The sequence below is a fragment of the Roseicella sp. DB1501 genome (assembly GCF_013112485.1).
Taxonomy (GTDB): domain Bacteria; phylum Pseudomonadota; class Alphaproteobacteria; order Acetobacterales; family Acetobacteraceae; genus Paracraurococcus.
Genome location: NZ_JABFHG010000006.1, coordinates 265,406 through 286,090, shown reverse-complemented (window position 1 = coordinate 286,090; position 20,685 = coordinate 265,406). Strand labels below are relative to the sequence as shown.

Below are 20,685 nucleotides of genomic sequence, written 5' to 3'. Positions count from 1 at the left end.
TCCATCGCGGCGGGGTGGCCTAGGCTGCCCCCGCCGGGGCGAGCAAGGGAGGAAGACCAAGCATGAGCGGAAGCTATAACGGCGCCTGTTTCTGCGGCGCCGTCGAGATCACGGTGAGCGGCGCCCCCAACGCCATGGGCTATTGCCATTGCCGGTCCTGCCGATCCTGGTCGGGCGGCCCGGTGAATGCGTTCAGCCTCTGGCCGCCCGAGGCGGTAAAGGTGACGAAGGGCGAGGAGCATGTCGCCACCTTCTCCAAGACCGAGATGAGCCACCGGCAGTACTGCAAGCTCTGCGGCGGCCACCTCATGGCGCGCCATCCGCCGCTCAACATGGTGGACGTCTTCTCCGCCACCATCCCGGACATGCCCTTCGAGCCGGCGGTGCATGTCAACTACGGCGAGGCGGTGCTCCGCATCAAGGACGGGCTGCCGAAGCTGAAGGACTTCCCGGCGGAGTTCGGCGGCTCCGGCGAGATGGTGCCGGAATAGGCGGGCGCTGATCCTTCGCCTCGCCGCGCGAAGGGGGAGGCAGGCGTGGCCTGCCTCCGCGCCCGGCGCGCCGTGCCGGGCGTTCACGCCCTCCCGCGATCTGCTCTAGATTACCAGCATGAAGCTCATCGGCCTCGCCGGCTGGAGCGGGGCCGGCAAGACCACGCTCCTCACCCGGCTGATCCCCTGCCTCGGCCGCCGGGGCGTCGCGGTCTCCACCCTCAAGCACGCGCATCACCGCTTCGATGTCGACACGCCCGGCAAGGATTCCTGGAAGCACCGGGAAGCCGGGGCGCGGCAGGTGCTCGTCGCCTCGGAGGCGCGCTGGGCGCTGCTGACCGAGCATCGCGGCGCGCCGGAGCCGGATCTGCGCTTCCTCCTCTCGCGCCTCTCGCCGGTCGATCTCGTCATCGTCGAGGGGTTCAAGCGCGACACCCATCCGAAGATCGAGGTCCACCGCGCGGCGAACGGCAAGCCCTGGCTGCATCCGGAGGACCCGCAGATCGCCGCCATCGCCAGCGACGTGCCGCCGCCCGGCGATCTGCCCTGGGTCCCCCTGGACGATGTGGAGGCGGCTGCCGATCTGGTGCAGCGCTTCGCCGCGGATGCCGCGGCCTGGAGGGGGGTAGGGCGCGGTGGCGCAGCTTTCGGATGATTGCTTCGCCCTCGGGGACCCGCTGCTTTCGGTGGAGGCGGCGCAGGCGCTGATCGCCGAGCGGGTGCCGCCGGTGACGGGGGAGGAGACGGTGCCGCTCGCCGCCGCCCTCGGCCGGGTGCTAGCACGGGAGCTGCGGGCCGGGCTGCCGCTGCCGCCCTTCTGCAACAGCGCGGTCGATGGCTATGCCTTCCGCCATGCCGATCTCGGCGAGGGGCTGACGGCGCTGCGGCTGACCGGGCGGGTCGCCGCCGGGCAGGATGCTGCGCCGCTGCCGCCGGGGGCGGCCGCGCGCATCTTCACCGGCGCCCCCATGCCGCCCGGGGCCGATACCGTGCTGATGCAGGAGGATGCGGCGCTGCGGCCGGAGGGCGTGCTGGTCCCGCCCGGGCTGCGGCGCGGGGCGAATGCCCGCCCGGCCGGCGAGGATGTCCAGCAGGGCGCGGTCGCCTTGCCGGCCGGGCGCCGGCTGCGGGCGCCCGAGATCGGGCTGGCGGCGGCGCTCGGCTGCGGCAGCCTCGCCGTCGTGCAGCGCATCCGGGTGGGCGTCTTCTCGACCGGGGACGAGCTGGCCGCGCCGGGCCAGCCGCTCGGCCCGGCGCAGACCTATGACAGCAACCGCTTCACCCTGCTGGCGCTGCTGGCCGGGCTGCCGGTGGAGGCGGTCGATCTCGGCATCCTGCCGGACCGGGCGGCGGAGAGCGCGGCGGCGCTACGCGCGGCCTCGGCAAGCCACGACCTGCTGCTGACCTCGGGCGGCGTCTCCGCCGGGGAGGAGGACCATATCCGCAGCGCCATCGAGCAGGGCGGAAGGCTGGTCTTCTGGCGGCTGGCGGTGAAACCGGGACGGCCGGCGGCGCTCGGGGTGGTGGGCGGGACGCCGGTGCTCGGCCTGCCGGGCAATCCGGTGGCGGCGGTGGTGACCTTCCTGCACCTGGCGCGGCCGCTGGTGCTGCGCCTGGCCGGCGCGGCGCCGGAGCCGCTGCCGCGCTTCAGCGCCGAGGCGGGGTTCGAGGCGCGGAAGAAGCCGGGACGGCGGGAGTATCTCCGCGTCCGTCTGCGCCCCTCCGGCCTGCTGCCCGTCGCCGAGCGCATCGAGCGCGAGGGCGCGGCGCTGCTTTCCTCCCTGGCCGCGAGCGACGCCTTCGCCGAGCTGCCGGAGGAGGTGGTGGCGGTCCGGCCGGGCGATGCGGTGCGGGTGCTGCCCTTCGCGGCCCTGTTCTGAGTGCGGCGCCCCGCGCTACGGTCCGGCGAAGCGGGCGAAGTCGCGCGCCAGGGTCTCGTAGATCGCCCGCTTGAAGCCGACCGCGAGCGCCGGCAGCTCGTCCAGCCGGGCCCAGCGCCAGGCATCGAATTCCGGATGCGGGTCGAGGTCGAGCCGGATCTCCGCCTCCGTGCCGAGGAAGCGCAGCGCGAACCAGCGCTGGGTCTGGCCGCGGAAGCGACCGCCCAGCGCCTTGCCGAGCAGCTCCGGCGGCAGGTCGTAATTCAGCCAGTCGGGATGCTCGGCCAGGATCTCGGCCTTCGCGGTGCCGATCTCCTCGGCCAGCTCGCGGAAGATGGCGACCGCCGGGTTCTCTCCGGCATCAATGCCGCCCTGTGGCAGCTGCCAGCCGCCCGGGGCACCCTCGGCATTCGGCAGGTCGGCGCGCCGCGCCACCAGCACGCGGCCATCCGGGTTGAACAGCACGGCGCCGACGCAGCGGCGATAGGGCAGGTCCATGGGCAGCCTCCGAAGCGCCGGCGGCCTATAGACCGGATCGCCGGCGGGCGTGAGCGTCCCGCTTGGCCTCGTACCAGCGGACCGGTCGCCCGACCGGTCCGAGGTCCCGAACGGGGTCCGCCACAAGTGTGGCGAAGGCCCAGGCAAACCGGAGGTTTGCGCCCGGCGCCAAAGGAACACTGAGTGGGCCCTGATGCGGTCACGCATCAGGGCCATGGGTATCAGGGCGAGCGCGAGGCCGCCTGTTCCGGCCGCCGCAGCATGGCCGTCACCGGGGCCAGCACCAGGCCGCGCTCCTCGATGCCGCCGGCCCAGGCGGCGATGCGGTCGACCAGCACCGGCGAGGCCTCCCCGGCATAGCCGAGGGCCGAGCCGCCCTCCCGGGCCAGCGCCTCGAGCCGCGCCAGCTTGCGCTCGATCTCGCTGCGCGTCGCTGGCTCGTCCACCACCAGGTCGACGCCGCGGCCCCAGGCCCGCGCCGGCGCCCGCACTGCGCCGGGCCGCGGATCGATGTAGAGCAGGCCGCGGCCGGTCAGGTTGGCCTGCAACGCGGCCAGCGAGTCCGCGAGCTGGGCGAAGCGCTCGCCGCGCATCGGGCCGAGGGCGCCGACGGCGCCGACATAGCCGGTGAAGCGCGACAGCACCCAGAGCAGCCGGTCACTGTTCTCATTCGCGGAAAGCCCGGTCAGCAGGGCTCGGTCGCCGGGATTGTTGAGCGGGTAGCCACTCGGCTCGAGCGGCAGGGCGACCAGGATCTCCATGCCCTTGGCCCGCGCCTGGTCGAGCAGCAGCTCGACCCGCGGCGCATAGGGGCTGAAGGCGAGGGCGACGGCGCCGGGCAGGCGGCGGATCGCCTCCTCCGACACCGCGGCGTTCAGGCCGAGCCCGCCGACGACGAGGCCAATGCGCGGCCGCTGGTCCTGCCGATCAAAGCCGCGGCCATAGGTGCGGATCGAGGAGCGCCCCTCCGGCCCGATGCGCGGCAGCCGGCCATAGGGGCCGTTCTCCAGCAGGGCCGGATCGGCGGCGGGGATCGGCCGGCCCGGCACCGGGCCGCGGAAGGCGGCGTCGAGGACCGGCTCGGCGCCCGGGGGCGCACTTGGGGCCGCCGCCGCCTGCGCCGGTCCTGGCAGCGCCGGCGCCTCCGACGCGGCCGCGGGGCCGTGGCCCGGCAGCGGGCCGAGCCAGGCGAGCATGCCGATGCCGCCGACGAGCAGCCCGAGCACGACCGCCCAGAACAGGCCCAGGCCGCGTCAGCCGGCCAAGGCCTGCCGCAGCGCGAGAAACGCGCGGGGCAGGCTCTCCTGGCGCAGGCGACGGCCCATCGCCTGCGCCTGCTCCATCACCTGCTTGCGGTCCACCGGCTGAGACCCTTGGCCTGGCCTCAGCGCGCGGCGCGGCGGGAGGTCTGCTGCGCCGACGCCAGGTTACGCAGGAACTGCGTGGCCTGCTGCAGCTGGAAGTCGGTCTCGGGCTTCGTCGGGTCGAAGGCCGGCGCGCCCTCGGGCGGCAGGCGGGAGACCTTCTCGATGACGCCCGCCGGCAGGTCGAGCTTGGGAATGGCGGCGCCGGCGGGCTGCTGCACCCCGCCCTCGTTGCGCAGCGCCCGGCGCAGATCGGCCTCGCGCTCGCGCGGGATGCCGGCCGTCGCCTGCTCGCGCTGCGCCAGCACCTCGATATCCGGCTCGATGCCGGTGGCCTGGATCGAGCGGCCGGAGGGCGTGTAGTAGCGCGCCGTCGTCAGGCGGATGGCGCCGTTGCCCGGGATGAGCATGACGGTCTGCACGCTGCCCTTGCCGAAGCTCTTCACGCCGAGCACCACCGCGCGGCGGTGGTCCTGCAGCGCGCCGGCGACGATCTCGGAAGCGGAGGCGGAGCCGCCGTTGATCAGCACGACGATGGGCAGGTCCTGCGCGATGTCGCCGGGCTTGGCGTTCCAGCGCTGCGCATCCTCCGGGCGGCGGGCCCGGGTGGAAACGATCTCGCCCTTGTCGAGGAACTCGTCGGAGACCTGCACCGCTTGGTCGAGCAGCCCGCCCGGGTTGTTGCGGAGGTCGAGCACCAGCCCCTTCAGCCCGTTTGGCGCCTGCTGGCGCAGCGTCTGCAGGGCGCGGCGCAGATTCACGTCGGTCTGCTCGTTGAAGGAGGTCAGCCGGATATAGGCGACGTCGTTCCCTTCGAGGCGGGAGCGGACCACCTGCGGCCGGATCACCTCGCGGGTCAGGGACAGCTCGATCGGCCGGTCGGCGCCCTCACGCCGGATGGTGATCTTGATCGGCGTGCCACGCTCGCCCCGCATCTGCTCGACCGCCTCCTGCAGGGTGAGGCCCTGCACGGAATTGCCGTTCAGATTGGTGATCAGGTCCCCCGCCTTGACGCCGGCGCGGAAGGCCGGGGTGTCGTCGATCGGCGAGATGACCTTGATGTAGCCGTTCTCCTGCGTGACCTCGATGCCGAGCCCGCCGAACTCGCCCCGCGTCTGCACCTGCATGTCGCGGTAGGAGCGCTGGTTCAGGTAGGAGCTGTGCGGGTCGAGGCCGGTGAGCATGCCGTTGATGGCATTCTCGATCGCCTCGCGGTCGTTGATCGGCTCCACATACTCGGCCCGGACGCGCTCGAAGACGTCGCCGAAGAGGTTGAGCAGGCGGTAGGTGTCCGCCCTGCCGCCGTCCTGCGCCATGGCCGCCACCATGGGGCCGACCACGACCCCGGCCGCGAAGGCTCCCGCCATCGCCGCCACCGTCCGAACCCTGCGCTTCATGCGGCCAACCTATGTCCTTGCGTTCCGGCCCGGCGGGCCCCTGTAGAGCGTTGTAGCCTAGACCGTCCTTGCGGTGATGCTTGCCGCCTCATCCTTTCGCGGCAAACCAATTCCGGGGATCGACGGGCTGCCCTTTGCGGCGCAGCTCGAGGTAGAGGGGCACCCGGCCGCCCCCATCCCCGGCGCTGGCGCCGCTCCCCAGCCGCCCGACCGGCTCCCCGGCCAGCACCCGCTGCCCCGGGGCGACGTCCAACCGGTCGAGCCCTGCCAGGACAAAATGGTAGCCGTCCCCGCAATCCACAATCAACAGCAGCCCGTAGCTGCGGAAGGAGGAGCCGAAGACCACCTTGCCACCGCAGGGGCTGACCACGCGAGCGCCCGGCAGCGCGGCGAGTGTCATGCCACGGGACCGATCGCCCTCGCCACCGGCGCCGAACTCCCGGCTCACCTGGCCCGCGACGGGCATCGGGCGGGCGCCGCGGCCGGCCGGCGGGGGCGCCACGGCCCGGGCGGCGGCCTCCTGCGCCCGCGCCTTGGCCGCGGCTTCGAGGGCCGCGGCCTCGCGGACGGCGTCGCGCGCCCGGGCCGCCGCCGCCGCCCGGGTCTCCGCCGCCTTGCGGGCGCGTTCCAGCGCCGCCTCGCGCGCTTTCTCCGCCGCGGCGCGGCGCGCCTCCTCCCGCTGCAACTGGGCCAGGGCGCCCTCGAGGCTGCTGGCCCGGGCGGCGCTGTCCTGCGCCCGGCGGGCCGCGGCATCCTCGGCGTCGCGGGCGGCGCTGCGGCGCTGCCGCGCCTCCTCAAGCTCCGCCTCCAGCGCCACCGTCGCCTCGCGGGCCTCGACCCCGGCAGCGCGCAGCGCTTCCGCCTCCGCACTCACGGCGGCGGCCCGGCGAGCGGCCTCGGCGACGCTGGCGCGCAGCTCGGCCGCCTCCCGACTCAGCCCGCGCGAGACGCCCTGCAGCACCAGCAGGCCCCGCAGCGTGTCCTCCGGCGGGCCGGGAATGGCGAGCAGCGATTCCGCCGGCCAGAGCGCCAGCCGGAGCATGACCGGCAGCGCCGGCGCCAGCGCCGCGGCCCGCTGCTCGAGCTGCGAACGGGCCCCGGCCGCGGCGGCGGCGGCGGCGCGGGCCCGTCCCTCCGCCTCGGCCAGGCGCTGCTCGGCCGCCTGGACCCGGCGGGCCGAGGTCACCCGGCGTTCGGCAAGGCGGCGTTCCTCGGCGGCGGCAGCCTCGGCGGCGCGGGCGGCGGCCTCGGCGGCCTCCTGCTCGGCGGCGGCGGCGCGCTGCGCCGCCCGGACCGCGTCCGGCGTCGGCTGCGCGATGGCCGGCTGGGCCAGGGAGGCCAGGATGAGCAGGAGGCCGAGGCCGGCAGGCCAGCTTGGGCGCGGCCCGGCGGCCGGCCCGGTGCAGGGGGCGGCGCCGGGCCATGGGGCGTGGCCGGGCCGGGCCGGGCGGCGGGGTCCGCCGCATCCGGCCGGCGCACGAGGCGTCGGCCGGGCAGCGCTCACCGTGGCGTCATACCAGCGCGCATTGATGGTGACCCATCAATGACCTCAGGCACCGGCGCCGCCTGTGGCAGCTTGGCTTCGCCGCACTCGCGGCGGCGCCCGTTCGGGCGCTCAGCCGGCTGCGCCGGCTGCAGGTCAGTCGTTCTGCAGGCCGGTATCACTCGAGCAGCGACCGGCCGGTCATCGCTTCCGGCTGCGGCAATCCCATGAGGTGCAGCAGCGTCGGCGCGACATCCGCCAGCCGGCCCTCATGCAGCTTCGCCCCGGCGGGCGCGCCCATGACGAAGACGGGCACCGGGTTGGTGGTATGGGCGGTGTGCGGCCCGCCGGTGGCGGGATCCTTCATCAACTCGCAATTGCCGTGATCGGCGGTGACCAGCAGCGCCCCGCCCTGGGCCTTCACGGCATCGGCGATGCGGCCGAGCCCGGCATCCACCGTCTCGACCGCCTTGATCGCGGCCGGCAGGCTGCCGGTATGGCCGACCATGTCGGGGTTGGCGAAGTTCAGCACGATCAGATCATACTTGCCGGAGCCGATCGCCGCGACCGCCTTCTCGGTCAGCTCTGGCGCCGACATCTCCGGCTGCAGGTCGTAGGTGGCGACCTTGGGGGAGGGGACCATGATGCGGTCCTCGCCGGGATAGGGCTTTTCCTCGCCGCCGTTCAGGAAGTAGGTGACGTGCGGGTACTTCTCGGTCTCGGCCATGCGGAGCTGGGTCCGGCCGGCGCGGGCGACGACCTCGCCCAGGATGTCGCCCAACCGTTCCGGCGGGAAGAGGGTGCCGAGGAAGGCCGCGAGCTCGGTCGAATACTCCGTCATCCCGGCGGCGGCGGCGAAGCGGACCACGCGCTTGCGGTCGAAGCCCTTGAAGGCGGGATCGAGCAGGGCGGACAGGATCTCCCGCACCCGGTCGGCGCGGAAGTTGAAGCAGAGCACGCCGTCGCCATCCTGCATGCCCTGGTAGTCGCCGATGGCGGTGGCGGGCACGAACTCGTCGGTGACGTCCCTGGCATGCGCCGCCTCGACCGCCGCGACCGGGTCCGGCGCCCGCGCCCCCGCGGCCGAGACCATCACGTCATAGGCCTGCGAGACGCGCTCCCAGCGATGGTCGCGGTCCATGGCGTAGTAGCGGCCGGTGACGGTGGCGACGCGCACGCCGGCGAGGCCCTCGATATCGCCGAGCAGGCGGCGGAGATAGTCCGGCGCCGCCCGCGGCGGCGTGTCGCGGCCATCGGTGAAGCAGTGGATCGCCACCTTCACCCCGGCCGCCGCCAGCGCCTTCGCCAGCGCCGCGGCATGCGCCTGGTGGCTGTGCACGCCGCCCGGCGAGACAAGGCCCATCAGGTGGCAGGTGCCGCCCGAGGCCTTGAGCGTGTCGATCAGCGCGGTCAGCGCCGGTAGCCGGGCGATCGAGCCGTCCTTCACTGTGGCGTCGATGCGCGGCAATTCCTGCATCACGACGCGGCCGGCGCCGAGATTGAGGTGCCCAACCTCGGAATTGCCCATCTGCCCGTCCGGCAGGCCGACATCATGGCCGGAGGTGTGCAGGAAGGCGCGCGGCCCGGCCTGCCAGAGCGCGTCGAAATGCGGCGTACGGGCCTGGCGAACGGCATTGTCCGCCTGATCCTCGCGCCAGCCCCAGCCGTCCAGGATGACCAGCATGACGGGGCGGGGATGCGGCATGGAAGGACACTCCTCGACTGACAGCATGGCCCTCAGACGCCGGGCGCAAACCTCCGGTTTGCTTGGCTTCGCGACATACGTCGCGGGCCCCGTTCGGGGCCTCGGACCGGTCCAGCGACCGGTCTGTCGGTATGACAGCGCCTTACTGCCGAGGCCAGATGGGGGCAAGGCGGGACCGGAACCAGCCCGCCGCCCGGCCGTTGGCCACGGGACCGCGCCCTACCGTGAGAGGATTTCCGCCGTGACGGATACCCGCAGCGATGCCGAGGCCAAGCGCAAGGTCTGGGCCATGATCAAGGATATCGCGGTTGCCATGATGGTGACCCAGGATGGCCAGGGCCGCTTCCGCGCCCGGCCGATGCGCGCCGCCAATCGGGAGTTCGATGGCGTGCTGTGGTTCTTCGCCGCCATCGACGGCAATGTCAGCGACGAGGCAGCGAAGGACGACCGCGTCCTGCTCGCCTATGCCGATCCCGATTCGCAGAGTTACGTCTCGGTCTTCGGCAAGGCCGAGACGCTGCGCGATCCGGAGCGGCAGAAGCAGCTCTGGGCCGAGCCGATGCGCGTCTGGTTCCCGGGTGGGCCGGAGGATCCGCGCATCACCCTGATCAAGGTCGAGTGCGAGGGCGCCGAATACTGGGATTCGCCCTCCAGCACGCTGGTGCACGCCTATGGCTACCTGAAGGCCGTGACCACGGGGGAGCCGCCGCATCCCGGTGAGAACGACAAGGTGGACTTCACCAAGCGCGCCGGCTGAACGATCGGCGGGTGGGCGCCGTATCGCCCCCACCCGATGGATCACCCGCCTGCCGCGCCTCAGCGCGTCGGCGTCGGCGGGGTGGTGCTGTAGTCGTAGAAGCCCTTGCCGGACTTCCGCCCGAGCCAGCCGGCCTCGACATATTTCGCCAGCAGCGGGCAGGGCCGGTACTTCGGATCGCCCAGCCCCTCATGCAGCACCTTGAGCACGCTGTAGAGCGTATCGAGGCCGACGAAGTCCGAGAGTTCGAGCGGCCCCATCGGATGGTTGGCGCCGAGCTTCATCCCGGCATCGATGGCGCGGACATCGCCGACACCTTCCATGAGCGCGAAGATCGCCTCGTTCAGCATCGGGCAGAGGATGCGGTTGACGACGAAGGCCGGGTAGTCGGCCGCCGCCACCACCGTCTTGCCCATCCGCTCGGCCAGCGCCGTCACCGTGGCGACGGTCGCGTCCTCGGTCGCCAGGCCGCGGATCACCTCGACCAGCTTCATCATCGGCACGGGATTGAAGAAGTGCATGCCGACGAAGCGCCCCGGCCGGTCGGTCGCGGCGCCGAGGCGGGTGATGGGTATGGAGGAGGTATTGGAGGCGATCAGCGCTTCCGGCGAGAGCTGCGGGCAGAGGCTCGCAAAGATCTTCTTCTTGATCTCCTCGTTCTCGGTCGCCGCCTCGATCACCAGGTCGCACTCGGCGAAGAGCTTGTAGTTGGTGCCGGCGGTGATGCGGCCTAGCGCCTCGTCCTTCGCCCCGGCGGGGATGCTGCCCTTGCTCGCCTGCCGGTCCAGATTCTTCCCGATGGTGGCGAGCGCCTTGTCGAGCGCCGCCTGGTTGATATCGACCAGCGCCACCGGAACGCCCGACAGGGCCGCCACATGGGCGATGCCGTTGCCCATCAGGCCAGCACCGATGACGCCGAGCTTCTTCACCTCCGCCATGATCTCCACCTCGTCTAATGAAAGCGCCACAACGAAAAAGGGCCGCCGGACGCGGCTGGCGTCGGGCGGCCCTGGCTTGGCGCGAGCGCCTACTTCTTGCCGAGCTCGGCCTCGAACTCGGGCATCACCTTGAACAGGTCGCCGACCAGGCCGTAATCGGCGACCGAGAAGATCGGCGCCTCCTCGTCCTTGTTGATGGCGACGATGACCTTGCTGTCCTTCATGCCGGCCAGGTGCTGGATGGCGCCCGAGATGCCGACCGCGATGTAGAGGTCGGGGGCGACGATCTTGCCGGTCTGGCCGACCTGATGGTCGTTCGGCGCATAGCCGGCATCGACCGCGGCGCGGGAGGCGCCGACCGCGGCGCCGAGCTTGTCGGCCACGCTCTCGATGATGTGGAAATTCTCGGCCGAGCCCATGGCGCGCCCGCCGGAGATGACGATGCGCGCTGCGGTCAGCTCCGGACGCTCCGACTTCACGATCTCGGCGCCGAGGAACTTGGAGACGCCCGGGTCATCGGCCGCGGGCGCCGCCTCGATCGCGGCGCTGCCGCCCTCGGCGGCGACCGGGTCGAAGCTCGCGGCGCGGACGGTGATGACCTTCTTCGGATCGGCCGACTTCACCGTCGCCAGCGCGTTGCCGGCATAGATCGGCCGGACGAAGGTGTCGGCATCGACCACGCCGGCGATGTCCGAGATCACCTGCACGTCGAGCAGCGCCGCGGCGCGCGGCATGACGTTCTTGCCCGCGGCCGAGGCCGGCGCCAGCAGGTGCGAGTAGTTGGGCGCGAGCGCGACCAGCAGTGCCGCGATCGGCTCGGCGAGGCCATGCGCATACTGCTCGGCATCCGAATGCAGCACCTTGGCGACGCCCGCCATCTTCGCCGCCGCCTCGGCCACCGCCTTCGGGCCAAGGACGAGGGCGTGCACCTCGCCGAGCTTCTCCGCCGCGGCCACCGTGCTGCGCGTCGGCTGCGTCACGGCGGCGCCGTCGTGGTCGACCAGAACCAGAACAGCCATGATCAGATCACCTTCGCTTCGTTGCGCAGCTTCTCGACCAGCTCCTGCACCGAGCCGACCTTCTTGCCGGCCTGGCGCTTCGGCGGCTCCTCCACCTTCACCACCGTCAGGCGCGGCGCGACATCGACGCCGAGATCGGCCGGCTTCAGCGTCTCGATCGGTTTCTTGCGGGCCTTCATGATGTTGGGCAGCGAGGCATAGCGCGGCTCGTTCAGGCGCAGGTCGGTGGTGACGATCGCCGGCAGCTTGAGCTGCAGCGTCTCGAGGCCGCCATCCACCTCGCGGGTGATCTTCAGCCCACCATCCGCCGGCTCGACCTTCGAGATGTAGGTGCCCTGCGGCCAGCCGAGCAGCGCCGCCAGCATCTGGCCGGTGGCGTTCATGTCGTCGTCGATCGCCTGCTTGCCGAGGATGACGAGCTGGGGCTGTTCCTTCTCGACCACCGCCTTCAGCAGCTTGGCGACCGCGAGCGGCTCGAGTCCGCCGTCATGCTCGATCAGGATGCCGCGGTCGGCGCCCATGGCGAGCGCGGTACGGATCTGCTCCTGGCAGGCGGCAGGCCCGGCAGAGACCGCGACGATCTCGGTCGCCACGCCTTTCTCCTTCAGGCGCACCGCTTCCTCGACCGCGATCTCGTCGAAGGGGTTCATCGACATCTTGACGTTCGCGGTCTCGACGCCCGTGCCATCCGCCTTGACGCGGACCTTCACGTTGTAGTCGACAACCCGCTTGACCGGGACGAGGAGCTTCATCGCCTCTGCCGTTTCCCTGAGCGTTGTTAAGGTGTCTCCCGCGGCCCGCCGGCAGGCCGCAGGCTGGTCTCCCTGCGCATGGCGCGGCGGCGCCCGAGGGACGGCTGCCCGCCCCGCGCAAAACCCGGGGCAAAATAGGGCTGGGCGCCGCGCGCTGTCAAAACGCGGCCACCCGCCGCCGGGTCCGCCTGCCCGGGCACCAGCGGGGGCCGGCCGGTCAGTGCCGGGAGACGAGCAGCAGCAGGGCGAAGAGGGCCAGCGTGATCCCCTGCAGGATCACCCGCCAGCGCATCAGCGTGTTGGACCGACTCGCATTCCCGTCCGCCCGGATGAGGCCGAGCATCCCGGCCAGCATTACCCCGAGGGTGGCCAGCATGCCCATGCCGGTGAGGATGGTGAGGAGCGTCTTCATGGGTTTCATCTAAAATGACCGCGGGAAAGCGCAATGGCGGCGCCCGATGCCCCGCGCGCGTCGCGGCGCTTGACCCGCAGGGGCGCAATGAGGTTGCTGGCGGCGCTCATGACCCCATTCCGTCCGTTCCGCTCCAGCCTCTGGAGTCTCCTTCTCGTCCTCCTCCTGGCCGGCCCCGCGCAGGCCCAGCCACCGGCGGCGCCCGGCCTGAGCCAGGCCGATCTCGACAGCGTCACCGCGCTGCTGCGCGACGGCGCCCGGCGGCAGGAATTCCTGCGCACGCTCGAAGCCCTCGCGGCCGCGAGCCGGACCGCGCCGCAGGCCGCCTCGCCGGCGGGTGGCCCGGGCCAGCCGGGCGCGCCGCCGGCCGGGGAGGCCGGCGAGGCAGGACCGGCCGCCGCGACCCCGGCCCCCGGCGCGCCGGCCGCCGCTCCCGCCCCCGCCGGACAGGCGGCGCAGGAGGCGCTGATCGCCCCGAACACGGTCGGGGCACAGCTCATCGCCGGGCTGTCGGACCGCATCGGCGCCCTGTCGGAGACCGTCCTGACCGGCATCCGCTCGATCGCCGACCTGCCCGGCCTCTGGAGCGCGGCGGCCGGCATGGCGCGGGACCCGGTCTCCCAGACGCGCATCATGGATGCCGCCTGGAAGCTGCTGCTGCTGGCGGCGATCGGGCTGGCCGCCGAATGGCTGGTGGTGCGCGCCGTGACCCCGGCGCGCCGCTGGCTCGACGCGGCGGCGCCGCGGGCGCAGGGCACGCCCTGGACCTGGCTGAAGCGGGTGCCGCTCGTCCTGGCGCGGCTGCTGCTCGACCTGCTGCCGATCAGCGCCTTCGGCCTCGCCGTCTACGGCCTGTTCGGCTTGGTGAGCCCGTTGCCCACGACGCGGCTGATCGGGCTGATGATGGCGAATGCCTATGTGGCGGCGCGCGCCGCCTTCGCCTGCGCCCGCATGCTGCTCTCGCCCGCCTCGAGCCACCTGCGGCTGATCCCCTGCTCGGACGCCACCGCCGCCGCCGCCATGAGCGGCCTGCGGCGGCTGATGCTCATCGGCGTCAGCGGCTACACCCTGGCCGAGGCAGGGCTGCTGCTCGGCCTGCCCTGGTCGGCCTACGACGCCGTGGTGAACCTGACCCTGCTGGTGATCTCGCTGCTGCTGGCGCGGATCGTGCTGCGGCACCGCGAGGCGGTGGCGCAATGGCTGCAGGCCAGCCCGCTCGAGCCGGGCGAGGAGGCGACGGGCACGCGCCGCCTGCTGCGCGGCGCGCGCGACCGGCTGGCGGAGATCTGGCACGTCATTGTCATCCTCTGGCTGGTGGCCTCCTGGACGGTCTGGGCGCTGGCGCTCGAGAACGGCTTCCACCGGCTGCTGACCGGCACGCTGCTGACCCTCCTCGTCCTCGGCCTGGCCAAGGCGCTGGACGAGGCGGTCGGCTGGTCCATGGACCGGGTGCTGCATCCCGGGCCCGAGATGGCACGGCGCTTCCCGGGCCTGGCGGCGCGGGCGGCGCAATACGTGCCGCTGCTGAAGGGCGTGGCTTCCGCGCTGATCGGGGCCGGCGCCCTCATCCTGCTGTTCGAGACCTGGGGCCTCCGCAGCCTCGCCTGGTTCGAGGAGGGGACGCTGGGCCGCCGGCTGCTCGGCACGCTGCTCTCCATCGCCATGACGCTGGTGCTGGCACTGGTGGTGTGGGAGGCGGCGAACTCCGCCATCCAGCGGCGGCTGACGCGGCTCTCGCGCGACAGCCAGGCGGCGCGCAGCGCCCGGGTGCGCACCCTGCTGCCGATGCTGCGCACAGTGCTCGGCGTGGTGATCCTGGTCTTCGTGGTGCTCAACGCCCTGGCGCAGCTCGGCGTCAACGTCGCGCCGCTGCTGGCTGGCGCCGGCGTGGTCGGCCTCGCCATCGGCTTCGGCTCGCAGACCCTGGTGCGGGACGTCATCACCGGCGTCTTCCTGCTGCTGGAGGATGCGGTCGCGGTCGGCGACACGGTGCAGCTCGGCGGCCTGACGGGCGTGGTGGAGCATCTCTCGATCCGCTCCATCCGGCTGCGGGCGACGGATGGCAGCGTGCACATCGTGCCCTTCAGCGCGGTGACCACGGTGACCAACATGACGCGCGACTTCGCCTTCGCGGTGCTGGACGTCACGGTCGCCTATTCCGAGGACACGGACCGCGTGGTGCAGGCGCTGCGGGACATCGGCCAGGAGATCCGCGCCGAGGCGAAGTGGAAGGCCCTCATCCGCGACGACATCGATGTCTGGGGCGTCGACAAGCTGGCGGATTCGGGGGTGACGATCCGCGCCCGGGTGAAGACCGAGCCGGCCTCCCGCTGGCCGGTGGCGCGGGAGTTCAACCGGCGCATCAAGCAGCGCTTCGAGGAACTCGGCATCCAGATCCCCCGGCCGCAGCCCATGGTGCTGGTCGAGCGGCCGCCGGAGCCGCGCCCCGCCGGCCCGGATGCGGCGCAGGCGGCGCAATAGGGGATAACGGGCCGCCGCTCAGCCGAGGCCGGCGAGGCGCAGCAGCCAGAGCGCGCCGACGCCGGCGAGGATGGAGAGCACCAGCCGGCCGAACCGGACCTGCACCAGCAGCACCGCCGCGCCCGCGGCGACGGCCGGCCAGCCCATGCCGGCCAGGGCGGGGGCGAGGAAGGCGACGAAGATGCAGCCCGGCAGGTGCTGCAGCATGGCCTGCACGAAGGGCGGCGGCCGGATGACGCGCAGGATCGCATAGCCGCCGGCGCGGCAGAGATAGCTCGCCAGCGCCATGCCGAGGATGGCCGCCAGCACGTCGGGGCGGAGCGTCATGCGCGTCGCCGCCGATCCTGCCAGGCGCCGAGCGCGGCGCCGGCGAAGGCCCCGGCCAGCACCGGCCAGGGCGCGCCGAGGCCGAGGCCCTGGGCGGCGAGGGCGATCCCGCCGGCGGCGATCCAGGGCTGCAGGTCGCCGCGGCCGCGCCAGAGCTGCACCAGCAGGGCCAGCACCGCGGCGGAGGAGGCGAAGAAGACCGGGTGCCCGGCCGGCAGGCGCAGCGCCGCGCCGAAGACATGGCCGAGCGCGACCATCGCCATCCAGTTCAGCCACATGCCGAAGGCGGCGCCGAGCAGGAAGCCGGCATCGCGCCGCCCAGCCCGCATATCCGCGATGGCGAGGGCGAAGGCGTTGTCCACCAGCAGGGCGAGCGTGCCCCAGAGCCGGAGGCCGCGGGTGCGGTCCAGCATCGGGGCGAGCGCCGCGCCCATCGGCGCCAGGCGGAGGTTGATCACCAGGCAGGCAAGGCTGGCGGCGAGGATCGGCGCCGGGTCTGACCAGAGCTGCAGCGCGACGAGCTGCGCCGTGCCGGCGAAGACCAGGCCGCTCATCAGCAGCGTCTCGGCCAGCGACAGGCCGACGCCATCCGCCGTCATCCCGACCACCAGGCCGAAGGGGGAGAGGCCGAGGGTGATGGCGAGCGCCGCCTTCAGCCCCCGCACCACCCCGCCCCGCGTGAAGCCGCCGCGCTGGTCCAAGCCCCGATCCCCCGATGGCGGCGCCGCCCCTCAGGCCCGCAGCACCGCCCCGGTCGCCTTGACGACCGCCGCCACGATGCGGTCCGCCACCGCCTCGATCTGCGCATCCGTCAGCGTCGCCTCGCGCGGCTGCAGGGTGACCTGGATGGCGAGGCTCACCTTGCCCGCCGGCAGCTTGTCGCCGGCATAGCGGTCGAAGACGGCGACATCGGCGACGAGCTGCCGGTCGGCGCCGCGCGCCGCGCGCAGCACCTGCTCGGCGGCGACGCCCTCATCGAGGAGGAAGGCGAAGTCGCGCCGCAGCGGCTGGAAGGCCGGCAGGTCGGGCGTGCCCTTCCGGCGCCGCTTCGGCTCGGGGATGGCGTCGAGGAAGACCTCGAAGCCGACCGCCGGCCCGGCCAGGTCGAGCGCCGCGCGGACCTTCGGATGGATCTCGCCGAACCGTGCCAGCACCGTCTTCGGCCCCTGCCGCAGCACGCCGCTGCGGCCGGGATGGTAGAAGCCCGGCGCATCGGTGGTGACCGTCACCGCCGCCATCGGCAGGCCGAGCGCGGCGAGCAGGGCGAGCGCATCGCCCTTCGCATCCATGGCATCGACCGGGCGGGCGGCCTCGGCCCAGTGCCGCGACGTATGGCCGGCGCGAAGGCCGGCGATGACCTGGCGCTGCCCCTCCGGCGAGGGATCGAGGTAGCTCGCCCCGAGCTCGGCCAGCGCCACGTCCGGAAAGCCGCGGGCGGCGTTGCGCCCGGCGGCGAGCAGCAGGCTGGCGAGCGGCGTCGGGCGCATCTGGTCGAGATCGGCGGCGATCGGGTTCTCCAGTCGCAGGGCGTCCGGCGTCTCGCCGAACAACGCCGCCGTCTTGCGCTCGAGGAAGCCGAAGCTGACGCAATCCAGCATGCCGCGCGCGGCGAGCACCCGGCGGGCCAGGCCGGCGCGCGCCTGCTTCGGCGTCAGCGCCGGCGGCGGCACGATGCCGGCGACGGGCAGCGAGACCGGCGGGATGGTGTCGAGGCCACGGATGCGCAGCACCTCCTCCACCAGATCCGCCTCCGGCTCCACCACGGCGCAGCCCTCGGCCGCGGCGCGGGCCCGGTCGGCGGGCAGCGTCGCGGCCTGGTCGAGCACCGCATCGACGGTGCCGGCCTGGGCGATGTCGTTGCGCCAGGAGGGCACGGCGACGGTCACCTGCGCCGCATCGCGCTGCTGCACGGCGAAGCCGAGGCGCTCCAGGATGGCGACCGCCTCCTCGGGCGGCACCGCGGCGCCGCCGAGCCCGGCCAGCCGCTCGAAGCGGAGCGTCGCGCTGCGCTGCCAGGCCGGCGGCGCGCCGGCCGCGGCCACCTCGCTCGCCTCGCCGCCGCAGAGCTCGAGCATCAGCGCCGTGGCGAGGTCGAGGGCGAGCGGCGGCAGGGCCGGGTCGACGCCGCGCTCGAAACGCGCCCGTGCATCGGTGCGGATGTCGTGCCGGCGGCCGGAGAGCGCGATGCGCACCGGGTCGAAGAGGGCGCATTCGATGAAGCACTCGGTGGTGCCCTCGTCGCAGCCCGAGGGCTCGCCGCCGATGATGCCGCCGAGCGCCTCCGGCCCGGCGGCATCGGCGATGATGCCGTCCTCCGGCGTCAGCGCGTAGGTCTTGCCGTTCAGCGCGACCAGGCTCTCGCCCTCGCGCGCCATGCGCATGGTCAGCGTGCCGCCCTGCACCTTGGCCACGTCGAAGACGTGCAGCGGCCGGCCGAGGCCGTAGGTGAAGAGGTTGGTCACGTCGACCAGGGCATTGATCGGCCGCAGCCCGATGGCGACCAGCCAGTCCCGCAGCCAGCGCGGGCTCGGCCCGTTGCGCAAGCCCCGGATGCCGCGGCCGAGGACATGGTCGCAGGCGCGCGGATCGGCGATCTCCCAGCGCAGCGGCGCGGGATAGGCGGGCACGATCTTCGGCTCGGGCAGCGGCTTCAAGGTGCCGAGCCCGGCCGCCGCGAGGTCGCGCGCCACGCCGCGGATGGCGAGCGCGTCGCCGCGGTTCGGGGTGACGCTGATCTCGATCACCGGGTCGTCCAGCCCGGCCCAGGCGACGTAGCTCTCGCCGAGCGGCGCCTCTGCGGGCAGGTCGACGATGCCGCTATGGTCGTCGCCCAGGCCCATCTCGCGCGCCGAGAGCATCATCGCCTCGGAGGCGACGCCGCGGATCTCGCCCTTCTTGAGCGTGATGCCGGTGCCGGGGATGAAGGCGCCGGGCAGGGCCAGCACCCCCTTCATTCCGGCCCGCGCATTTGGCGCGCCGCAGACGACGGAGAGCAGCCGGCCATCACCGGGATCGACCTTCAGCGCCCGCAGCCGGTCGGCATTCGGGTGCGGCGCGGCCTCGACCACATGCGCGATGCGGAAGCCGGCCAGCGCCGCGCCGCGATCCTCCACCCCTTCGACCTCGAGGCCGATGCGGTTGAGCGTCGCGATGATCTCGGCGAGCGGGGCGGCGGTGTCGAGGTGCCGGCGCAGCCAGGAAAGCGGGAATTTCATCTCACACGCCCTCCGCCAGGGAGGGGGGCGAGAGCGGGTCGGCCGCGTAGTGGCGCAGCCAGCGCAGATCGCTCTCGTAGAAGGGGCGGAGGTCGGGCATGCCGTGCTTCAGCATGGTGATGCGCTCGATGCCCATGCCGAAGGCGAAGCCCTGCCACTCCCGCGGGTCGATGCCGCAATTGGCCAGCACGCGCGGATGCACCATGCCGCTGCCGAGGATCTCCAGCCAGTCCGTGCCCTTGCCGAGCTCGCCGGACTTCCGGTCCCAGCCGATATCCACCTCCATCGAGGGCTCGGTGAAGGGGAAGTAGGAAGCGCGGAAACGCACCGGCAGGTCGGCGATGCCGAAGAAGCCGCGCAGGAAGTCGATCAGGCAGCCCTTCAGGTGGCCGAGGGTGATGCCGCGATCGATCACCAGCCCTTCCACCTGATGGAACATCGGGCTGTGTGTCGCATCGTGGTCGGCGCGCCAGGTGCGGCCGGGGACGATGACGCGGATCGGCGGCTCCTGCGCCACCATGGTGCGGATCTGCACCGGCGAGGTGTGGGTGCGCAGCACCGGCCGGCGGCCATTCCCGCCCGGCAGGGCCGGCAGATAGAACGTGTCGTGGTCCTGCCGCGCCGGATGGTGCTCGGGGATGTTGAGGGCGCCGAAATTGTGCCAGTCGCTCTCGATGTCCGGCCCTTCGGCGACCGAGAAGCCCTGGGCGCCGAAGAGGGCGACCAGCTCCTCGACGGTGCGGCTGATCGGGTGGATGCCGCCCACCTCGGCGCCGCCCGGCGGGTGCGGCCGCGGCGGCAGGGTGACGTCCATGCGCTCGGCGGCGAGGCGGGCCTCCAGCGCCGCCGCCTCAAGCGCCGTGCGGCGGGCCTCGATCCGGCCTTCCAGCGCCGTCTTCAGCCGGTTGAGCGCCGCGCCGCGCTCCCGCCGCTGCTCGGCCGGCACCTGGCCGAGGCCCTTCAGCAGCGCGGTCAGGCGGCCGCTCTTGCCCAGCAGGCCGACGCGCACCGCGTCCCAGGCGCGCAGGTCGCCGGCCGCGTCCAGCGCCGCCGCCGTCTCGGCCTCGAGGGCGGCGAGGTCGTCGCCCGGCTTGGTCGTCTCGCTCATCTCTCAGCGTCCCGAAATCTTGGGGGCGGACCGGTGCGGCAGGGGGCCTCCGCCGGCCGCGAACGAAAAAGGCCGCACCCTGCCGGGAGCGGCCCCTCTCTGCGTCAGACTTCCGAAGCGGGAAGTGTCAGGCGGCCGGCTTGGCCGCAGCCAAGGGGGCAGACCGTGCAGCGCGGGCCTTCTCGACCAGCGCCGCGAAGCTCGACGGATCGTCGAAGGCGATGGCCGCCATCACCTTCCGGTCCAGCTCGATCCCCGCCGCCTTCACGCCGGCGATGAACTGGGAATAGGTCAGCCCGTGCTCGCGCACCGCGGCGTTGATCCGCTGGATCCACAGGCCCCGGAAGTCGCGCTTCTTGTTGCGGCGGTCGCGATAGGCGTATTGCAGCGCCTTCTCGACCCGCTGCAGGGCGGGGCGGTAGTTGGTCGAGGACCGGCCGACATAGCCCTTGGCCAGCCGGAGGACCTTCTTGTGACGGGCGTGGGCGGTGACGCCGCGCTTCACACGTGCCATGGCGTGCGCTCCTTCTTACCGGACCAGCCCGTAGGGGGCCCATTGCAGGACGGTCAGCCCGTCCTGGTGGCGCAGAACCTGGGTGCCGGTGTTCTGCCGCTTCACCTTGGAGGAGCGGTTGCGCAGCATGTGCCGCTTCTTGCCCGGGCCGGCCAGCACCTTGCCGGTGGCCGTGGTCTTGAAGCGCTTCTTCACCGAAGACTTCGTCTTCATCTTGGGCATTTCGGACCTCCTGCGGTCGGGAGGCGTCCCGGGACGGGGACGCGGGAACGCGGCCGGGCATGCCCAGACAAGCACCGGCGCGCGGGGAGGGCGGCGTATAGCGATGGTGGGTGGGGGATGCA

General features: G+C 73.0%; 20 protein-coding genes. 5 read left to right on the top strand and 15 right to left on the bottom strand.

Annotated features, from left to right (window positions below; genetic code table 11):
• Positions 1 to 62 precede the first annotated feature (62 nt).
• The 3 genes from HJG45_RS14105 (at position 63) to glp (ending at position 2,371) form a co-directional block, all read left to right on the top strand.
• Complete coding sequence (locus tag HJG45_RS14105; RefSeq protein WP_171612752.1) at positions 63 to 491, top strand: GFA family protein; 429 nt, start codon at positions 63 to 65, stop codon at positions 489 to 491.
• A 118-nt stretch (positions 492 to 609) separates the two neighbouring features.
• Positions 610 to 1,146, top strand: coding sequence for a molybdopterin-guanine dinucleotide biosynthesis protein B (gene mobB, locus HJG45_RS14100; RefSeq protein ID WP_171612751.1), 537 nt, complete (start codon positions 610 to 612; stop codon positions 1,144 to 1,146).
• Complete coding sequence (gene glp / locus HJG45_RS14095; protein ID WP_171612750.1) at positions 1,127 to 2,371, top strand: gephyrin-like molybdotransferase Glp; 1,245 nt, start codon at positions 1,127 to 1,129, stop codon at positions 2,369 to 2,371. Before mobB ends, glp begins: the two co-directional genes overlap by 20 nt.
• A 15-nt stretch (positions 2,372 to 2,386) precedes the next feature.
• On the opposite strand, the gene HJG45_RS14090 is transcribed toward glp, so the two are convergent.
• From HJG45_RS14090 to gpmI, 5 genes are all read right to left on the bottom strand, one after another.
• Positions 2,387 to 2,869, bottom strand: coding sequence for an RNA pyrophosphohydrolase (locus HJG45_RS14090; protein WP_171612749.1), 483 nt, complete (start codon positions 2,867 to 2,869; stop codon positions 2,387 to 2,389).
• Between the two features lie 221 nt (positions 2,870 to 3,090).
• The gene (locus tag HJG45_RS14085; RefSeq protein WP_171612748.1) at positions 3,091 to 4,095 is read right to left on the bottom strand and encodes a divergent polysaccharide deacetylase family protein; all 1,005 of its coding nucleotides are present in this window, start codon (positions 4,093 to 4,095) and stop codon (positions 3,091 to 3,093) included.
• Positions 4,096 to 4,253: 158 nt separating this feature from the next.
• On the bottom strand, positions 4,254 to 5,630 hold the full coding sequence (locus HJG45_RS14080) for a S41 family peptidase (protein ID WP_171612747.1): 1,377 nt from the start codon (positions 5,628 to 5,630) through the stop codon (positions 4,254 to 4,256).
• An 88-nt stretch (positions 5,631 to 5,718) separates the two neighbouring features.
• Positions 5,719 to 7,134 (bottom strand): peptidoglycan DD-metalloendopeptidase family protein, encoded by a 1,416-nt coding sequence (locus HJG45_RS29455; RefSeq protein ID WP_171612746.1) that lies wholly within the window; start codon positions 7,132 to 7,134, stop codon positions 5,719 to 5,721.
• 157 nt (positions 7,135 to 7,291) lie between these two features.
• Entirely contained in the window at positions 7,292 to 8,818 is a 1,527-nt protein-coding gene (gpmI, locus tag HJG45_RS14070; protein ID WP_171612745.1) for a 2,3-bisphosphoglycerate-independent phosphoglycerate mutase, read from the bottom strand.
• 241 nt (positions 8,819 to 9,059) lie between these two features.
• Between gpmI and HJG45_RS29220 the strand changes: the two genes are divergently transcribed.
• Positions 9,060 to 9,575: a pyridoxamine 5'-phosphate oxidase family protein gene (locus HJG45_RS29220; RefSeq protein WP_368040588.1), complete on the top strand. Its 516-nt coding sequence runs from the start codon at positions 9,060 to 9,062 to the stop codon at positions 9,573 to 9,575.
• Positions 9,576 to 9,634: 59 nt separating this feature from the next.
• On the opposite strand, the gene HJG45_RS14060 is transcribed toward HJG45_RS29220, so the two are convergent.
• The 4 genes from HJG45_RS14060 to HJG45_RS14045 all read right to left on the bottom strand — a co-directional run bounded on the left by HJG45_RS14060 (position 9,635) and on the right by HJG45_RS14045 (position 12,696).
• A complete protein-coding gene (locus HJG45_RS14060) occupies positions 9,635 to 10,513 on the bottom strand; it encodes a 3-hydroxybutyryl-CoA dehydrogenase (protein ID WP_171612874.1) in 879 nt (292 codons plus the stop codon).
• Positions 10,514 to 10,602: 89 nt separating this feature from the next.
• The gene (locus HJG45_RS14055; RefSeq protein ID WP_171612743.1) at positions 10,603 to 11,532 is read right to left on the bottom strand and encodes an electron transfer flavoprotein subunit alpha/FixB family protein; all 930 of its coding nucleotides are present in this window, start codon (positions 11,530 to 11,532) and stop codon (positions 10,603 to 10,605) included.
• Positions 11,533 to 11,534: 2 nt separating this feature from the next.
• A complete protein-coding gene (locus tag HJG45_RS14050) occupies positions 11,535 to 12,284 on the bottom strand; it encodes an electron transfer flavoprotein subunit beta/FixA family protein (RefSeq protein WP_171612742.1) in 750 nt (249 codons plus the stop codon).
• A gap of 217 nt (positions 12,285 to 12,501) precedes the next feature.
• Positions 12,502 to 12,696 carry an HIG1 domain-containing protein gene (locus tag HJG45_RS14045; RefSeq protein WP_171612741.1) on the bottom strand — a complete coding sequence of 65 codons (195 nt, stop codon included), beginning with the start codon at positions 12,694 to 12,696 and terminating at the stop codon, positions 12,502 to 12,504.
• Between the two features lie 108 nt (positions 12,697 to 12,804).
• Between HJG45_RS14045 and HJG45_RS14040 the strand changes: the two genes are divergently transcribed.
• A complete protein-coding gene (locus HJG45_RS14040; RefSeq protein ID WP_171612740.1) occupies positions 12,805 to 15,177 on the top strand; it encodes a mechanosensitive ion channel family protein in 2,373 nt (790 codons plus the stop codon).
• Between the two features lie 18 nt (positions 15,178 to 15,195).
• Here HJG45_RS14040 and HJG45_RS14035 read toward each other — a convergent pair whose 3' ends face one another.
• The 6 genes from HJG45_RS14035 to rpmI all read right to left on the bottom strand — a co-directional run bounded on the left by HJG45_RS14035 (position 15,196) and on the right by rpmI (position 20,563).
• Positions 15,196 to 15,504 carry an AzlD family protein gene (locus HJG45_RS14035; protein ID WP_171612739.1) on the bottom strand — a complete coding sequence of 103 codons (309 nt, stop codon included), beginning with the start codon at positions 15,502 to 15,504 and terminating at the stop codon, positions 15,196 to 15,198.
• Positions 15,501 to 16,205 carry an AzlC family ABC transporter permease gene (locus tag HJG45_RS14030; RefSeq protein ID WP_254452508.1) on the bottom strand — a complete coding sequence of 235 codons (705 nt, stop codon included), beginning with the start codon at positions 16,203 to 16,205 and terminating at the stop codon, positions 15,501 to 15,503. Before HJG45_RS14030 ends, HJG45_RS14035 begins: the two co-directional genes overlap by 4 nt.
• 30 nt (positions 16,206 to 16,235) lie before the next feature.
• Positions 16,236 to 18,719 (bottom strand): phenylalanine--tRNA ligase subunit beta, encoded by a 2,484-nt coding sequence (pheT, locus tag HJG45_RS14025; protein WP_171612738.1) that lies wholly within the window; start codon positions 18,717 to 18,719, stop codon positions 16,236 to 16,238.
• 1 nt (position 18,720) lies between these two features.
• Complete coding sequence (gene pheS, locus HJG45_RS14020) at positions 18,721 to 19,827, bottom strand: phenylalanine--tRNA ligase subunit alpha (protein WP_171612737.1); 1,107 nt, start codon at positions 19,825 to 19,827, stop codon at positions 18,721 to 18,723.
• Positions 19,828 to 19,954: 127 nt separating this feature from the next.
• Positions 19,955 to 20,341 (bottom strand): 50S ribosomal protein L20, encoded by a 387-nt coding sequence (gene rplT, locus HJG45_RS14015; protein ID WP_171612736.1) that lies wholly within the window; start codon positions 20,339 to 20,341, stop codon positions 19,955 to 19,957.
• A 15-nt stretch (positions 20,342 to 20,356) separates the two neighbouring features.
• A complete protein-coding gene (gene rpmI / locus HJG45_RS14010; protein WP_111468122.1) occupies positions 20,357 to 20,563 on the bottom strand; it encodes a 50S ribosomal protein L35 in 207 nt (68 codons plus the stop codon).
• Positions 20,564 to 20,685 lie beyond the last annotated feature (122 nt).

Excerpts from the sequence above, each read along its gene's own strand:
- HJG45_RS14105 (WP_171612752.1), top strand. The coding sequence starts at position 63 with ATGAGCGGAAGCTATAACGGCGCCTGTTTCTGCGGCGCCGTCGAGATC.
- mobB (WP_171612751.1), top strand. The coding sequence starts at position 610 with ATGAAGCTCATCGGCCTCGCCGGCTGGAGCGGGGCCGGCAAGACCACG.
- HJG45_RS14090 (WP_171612749.1), bottom strand. The coding sequence starts at position 2,869 with ATGGACCTGCCCTATCGCCGCTGCGTCGGCGCCGTGCTGTTCAACCCG.
- HJG45_RS14080 (WP_171612747.1), bottom strand. The coding sequence starts at position 5,630 with ATGAAGCGCAGGGTTCGGACGGTGGCGGCGATGGCGGGAGCCTTCGCG.
- gpmI (WP_171612745.1), bottom strand. The coding sequence starts at position 8,818 with ATGCCGCATCCCCGCCCCGTCATGCTGGTCATCCTGGACGGCTGGGGC.
- HJG45_RS14060 (WP_171612874.1), bottom strand. The coding sequence starts at position 10,513 with ATGGCGGAGGTGAAGAAGCTCGGCGTCATCGGTGCTGGCCTGATGGGC.
- HJG45_RS14055 (WP_171612743.1), bottom strand. The coding sequence starts at position 11,532 with ATGGCTGTTCTGGTTCTGGTCGACCACGACGGCGCCGCCGTGACGCAG.
- HJG45_RS14050 (WP_171612742.1), bottom strand. The coding sequence starts at position 12,284 with ATGAAGCTCCTCGTCCCGGTCAAGCGGGTTGTCGACTACAACGTGAAG.
- HJG45_RS14045 (WP_171612741.1), bottom strand. The coding sequence starts at position 12,696 with ATGAAGACGCTCCTCACCATCCTCACCGGCATGGGCATGCTGGCCACC.
- HJG45_RS14040 (WP_171612740.1), top strand. The coding sequence starts at position 12,805 with ATGACCCCATTCCGTCCGTTCCGCTCCAGCCTCTGGAGTCTCCTTCTC.
- HJG45_RS14035 (WP_171612739.1), bottom strand. The coding sequence starts at position 15,504 with ATGACGCTCCGCCCCGACGTGCTGGCGGCCATCCTCGGCATGGCGCTG.
- pheT (WP_171612738.1), bottom strand. The coding sequence starts at position 18,719 with ATGAAATTCCCGCTTTCCTGGCTGCGCCGGCACCTCGACACCGCCGCC.
- pheS (WP_171612737.1), bottom strand. The coding sequence starts at position 19,827 with ATGAGCGAGACGACCAAGCCGGGCGACGACCTCGCCGCCCTCGAGGCC.
- rplT (WP_171612736.1), bottom strand. The coding sequence starts at position 20,341 with ATGGCACGTGTGAAGCGCGGCGTCACCGCCCACGCCCGTCACAAGAAG.
- rpmI (WP_111468122.1), bottom strand. The coding sequence starts at position 20,563 with ATGCCCAAGATGAAGACGAAGTCTTCGGTGAAGAAGCGCTTCAAGACC.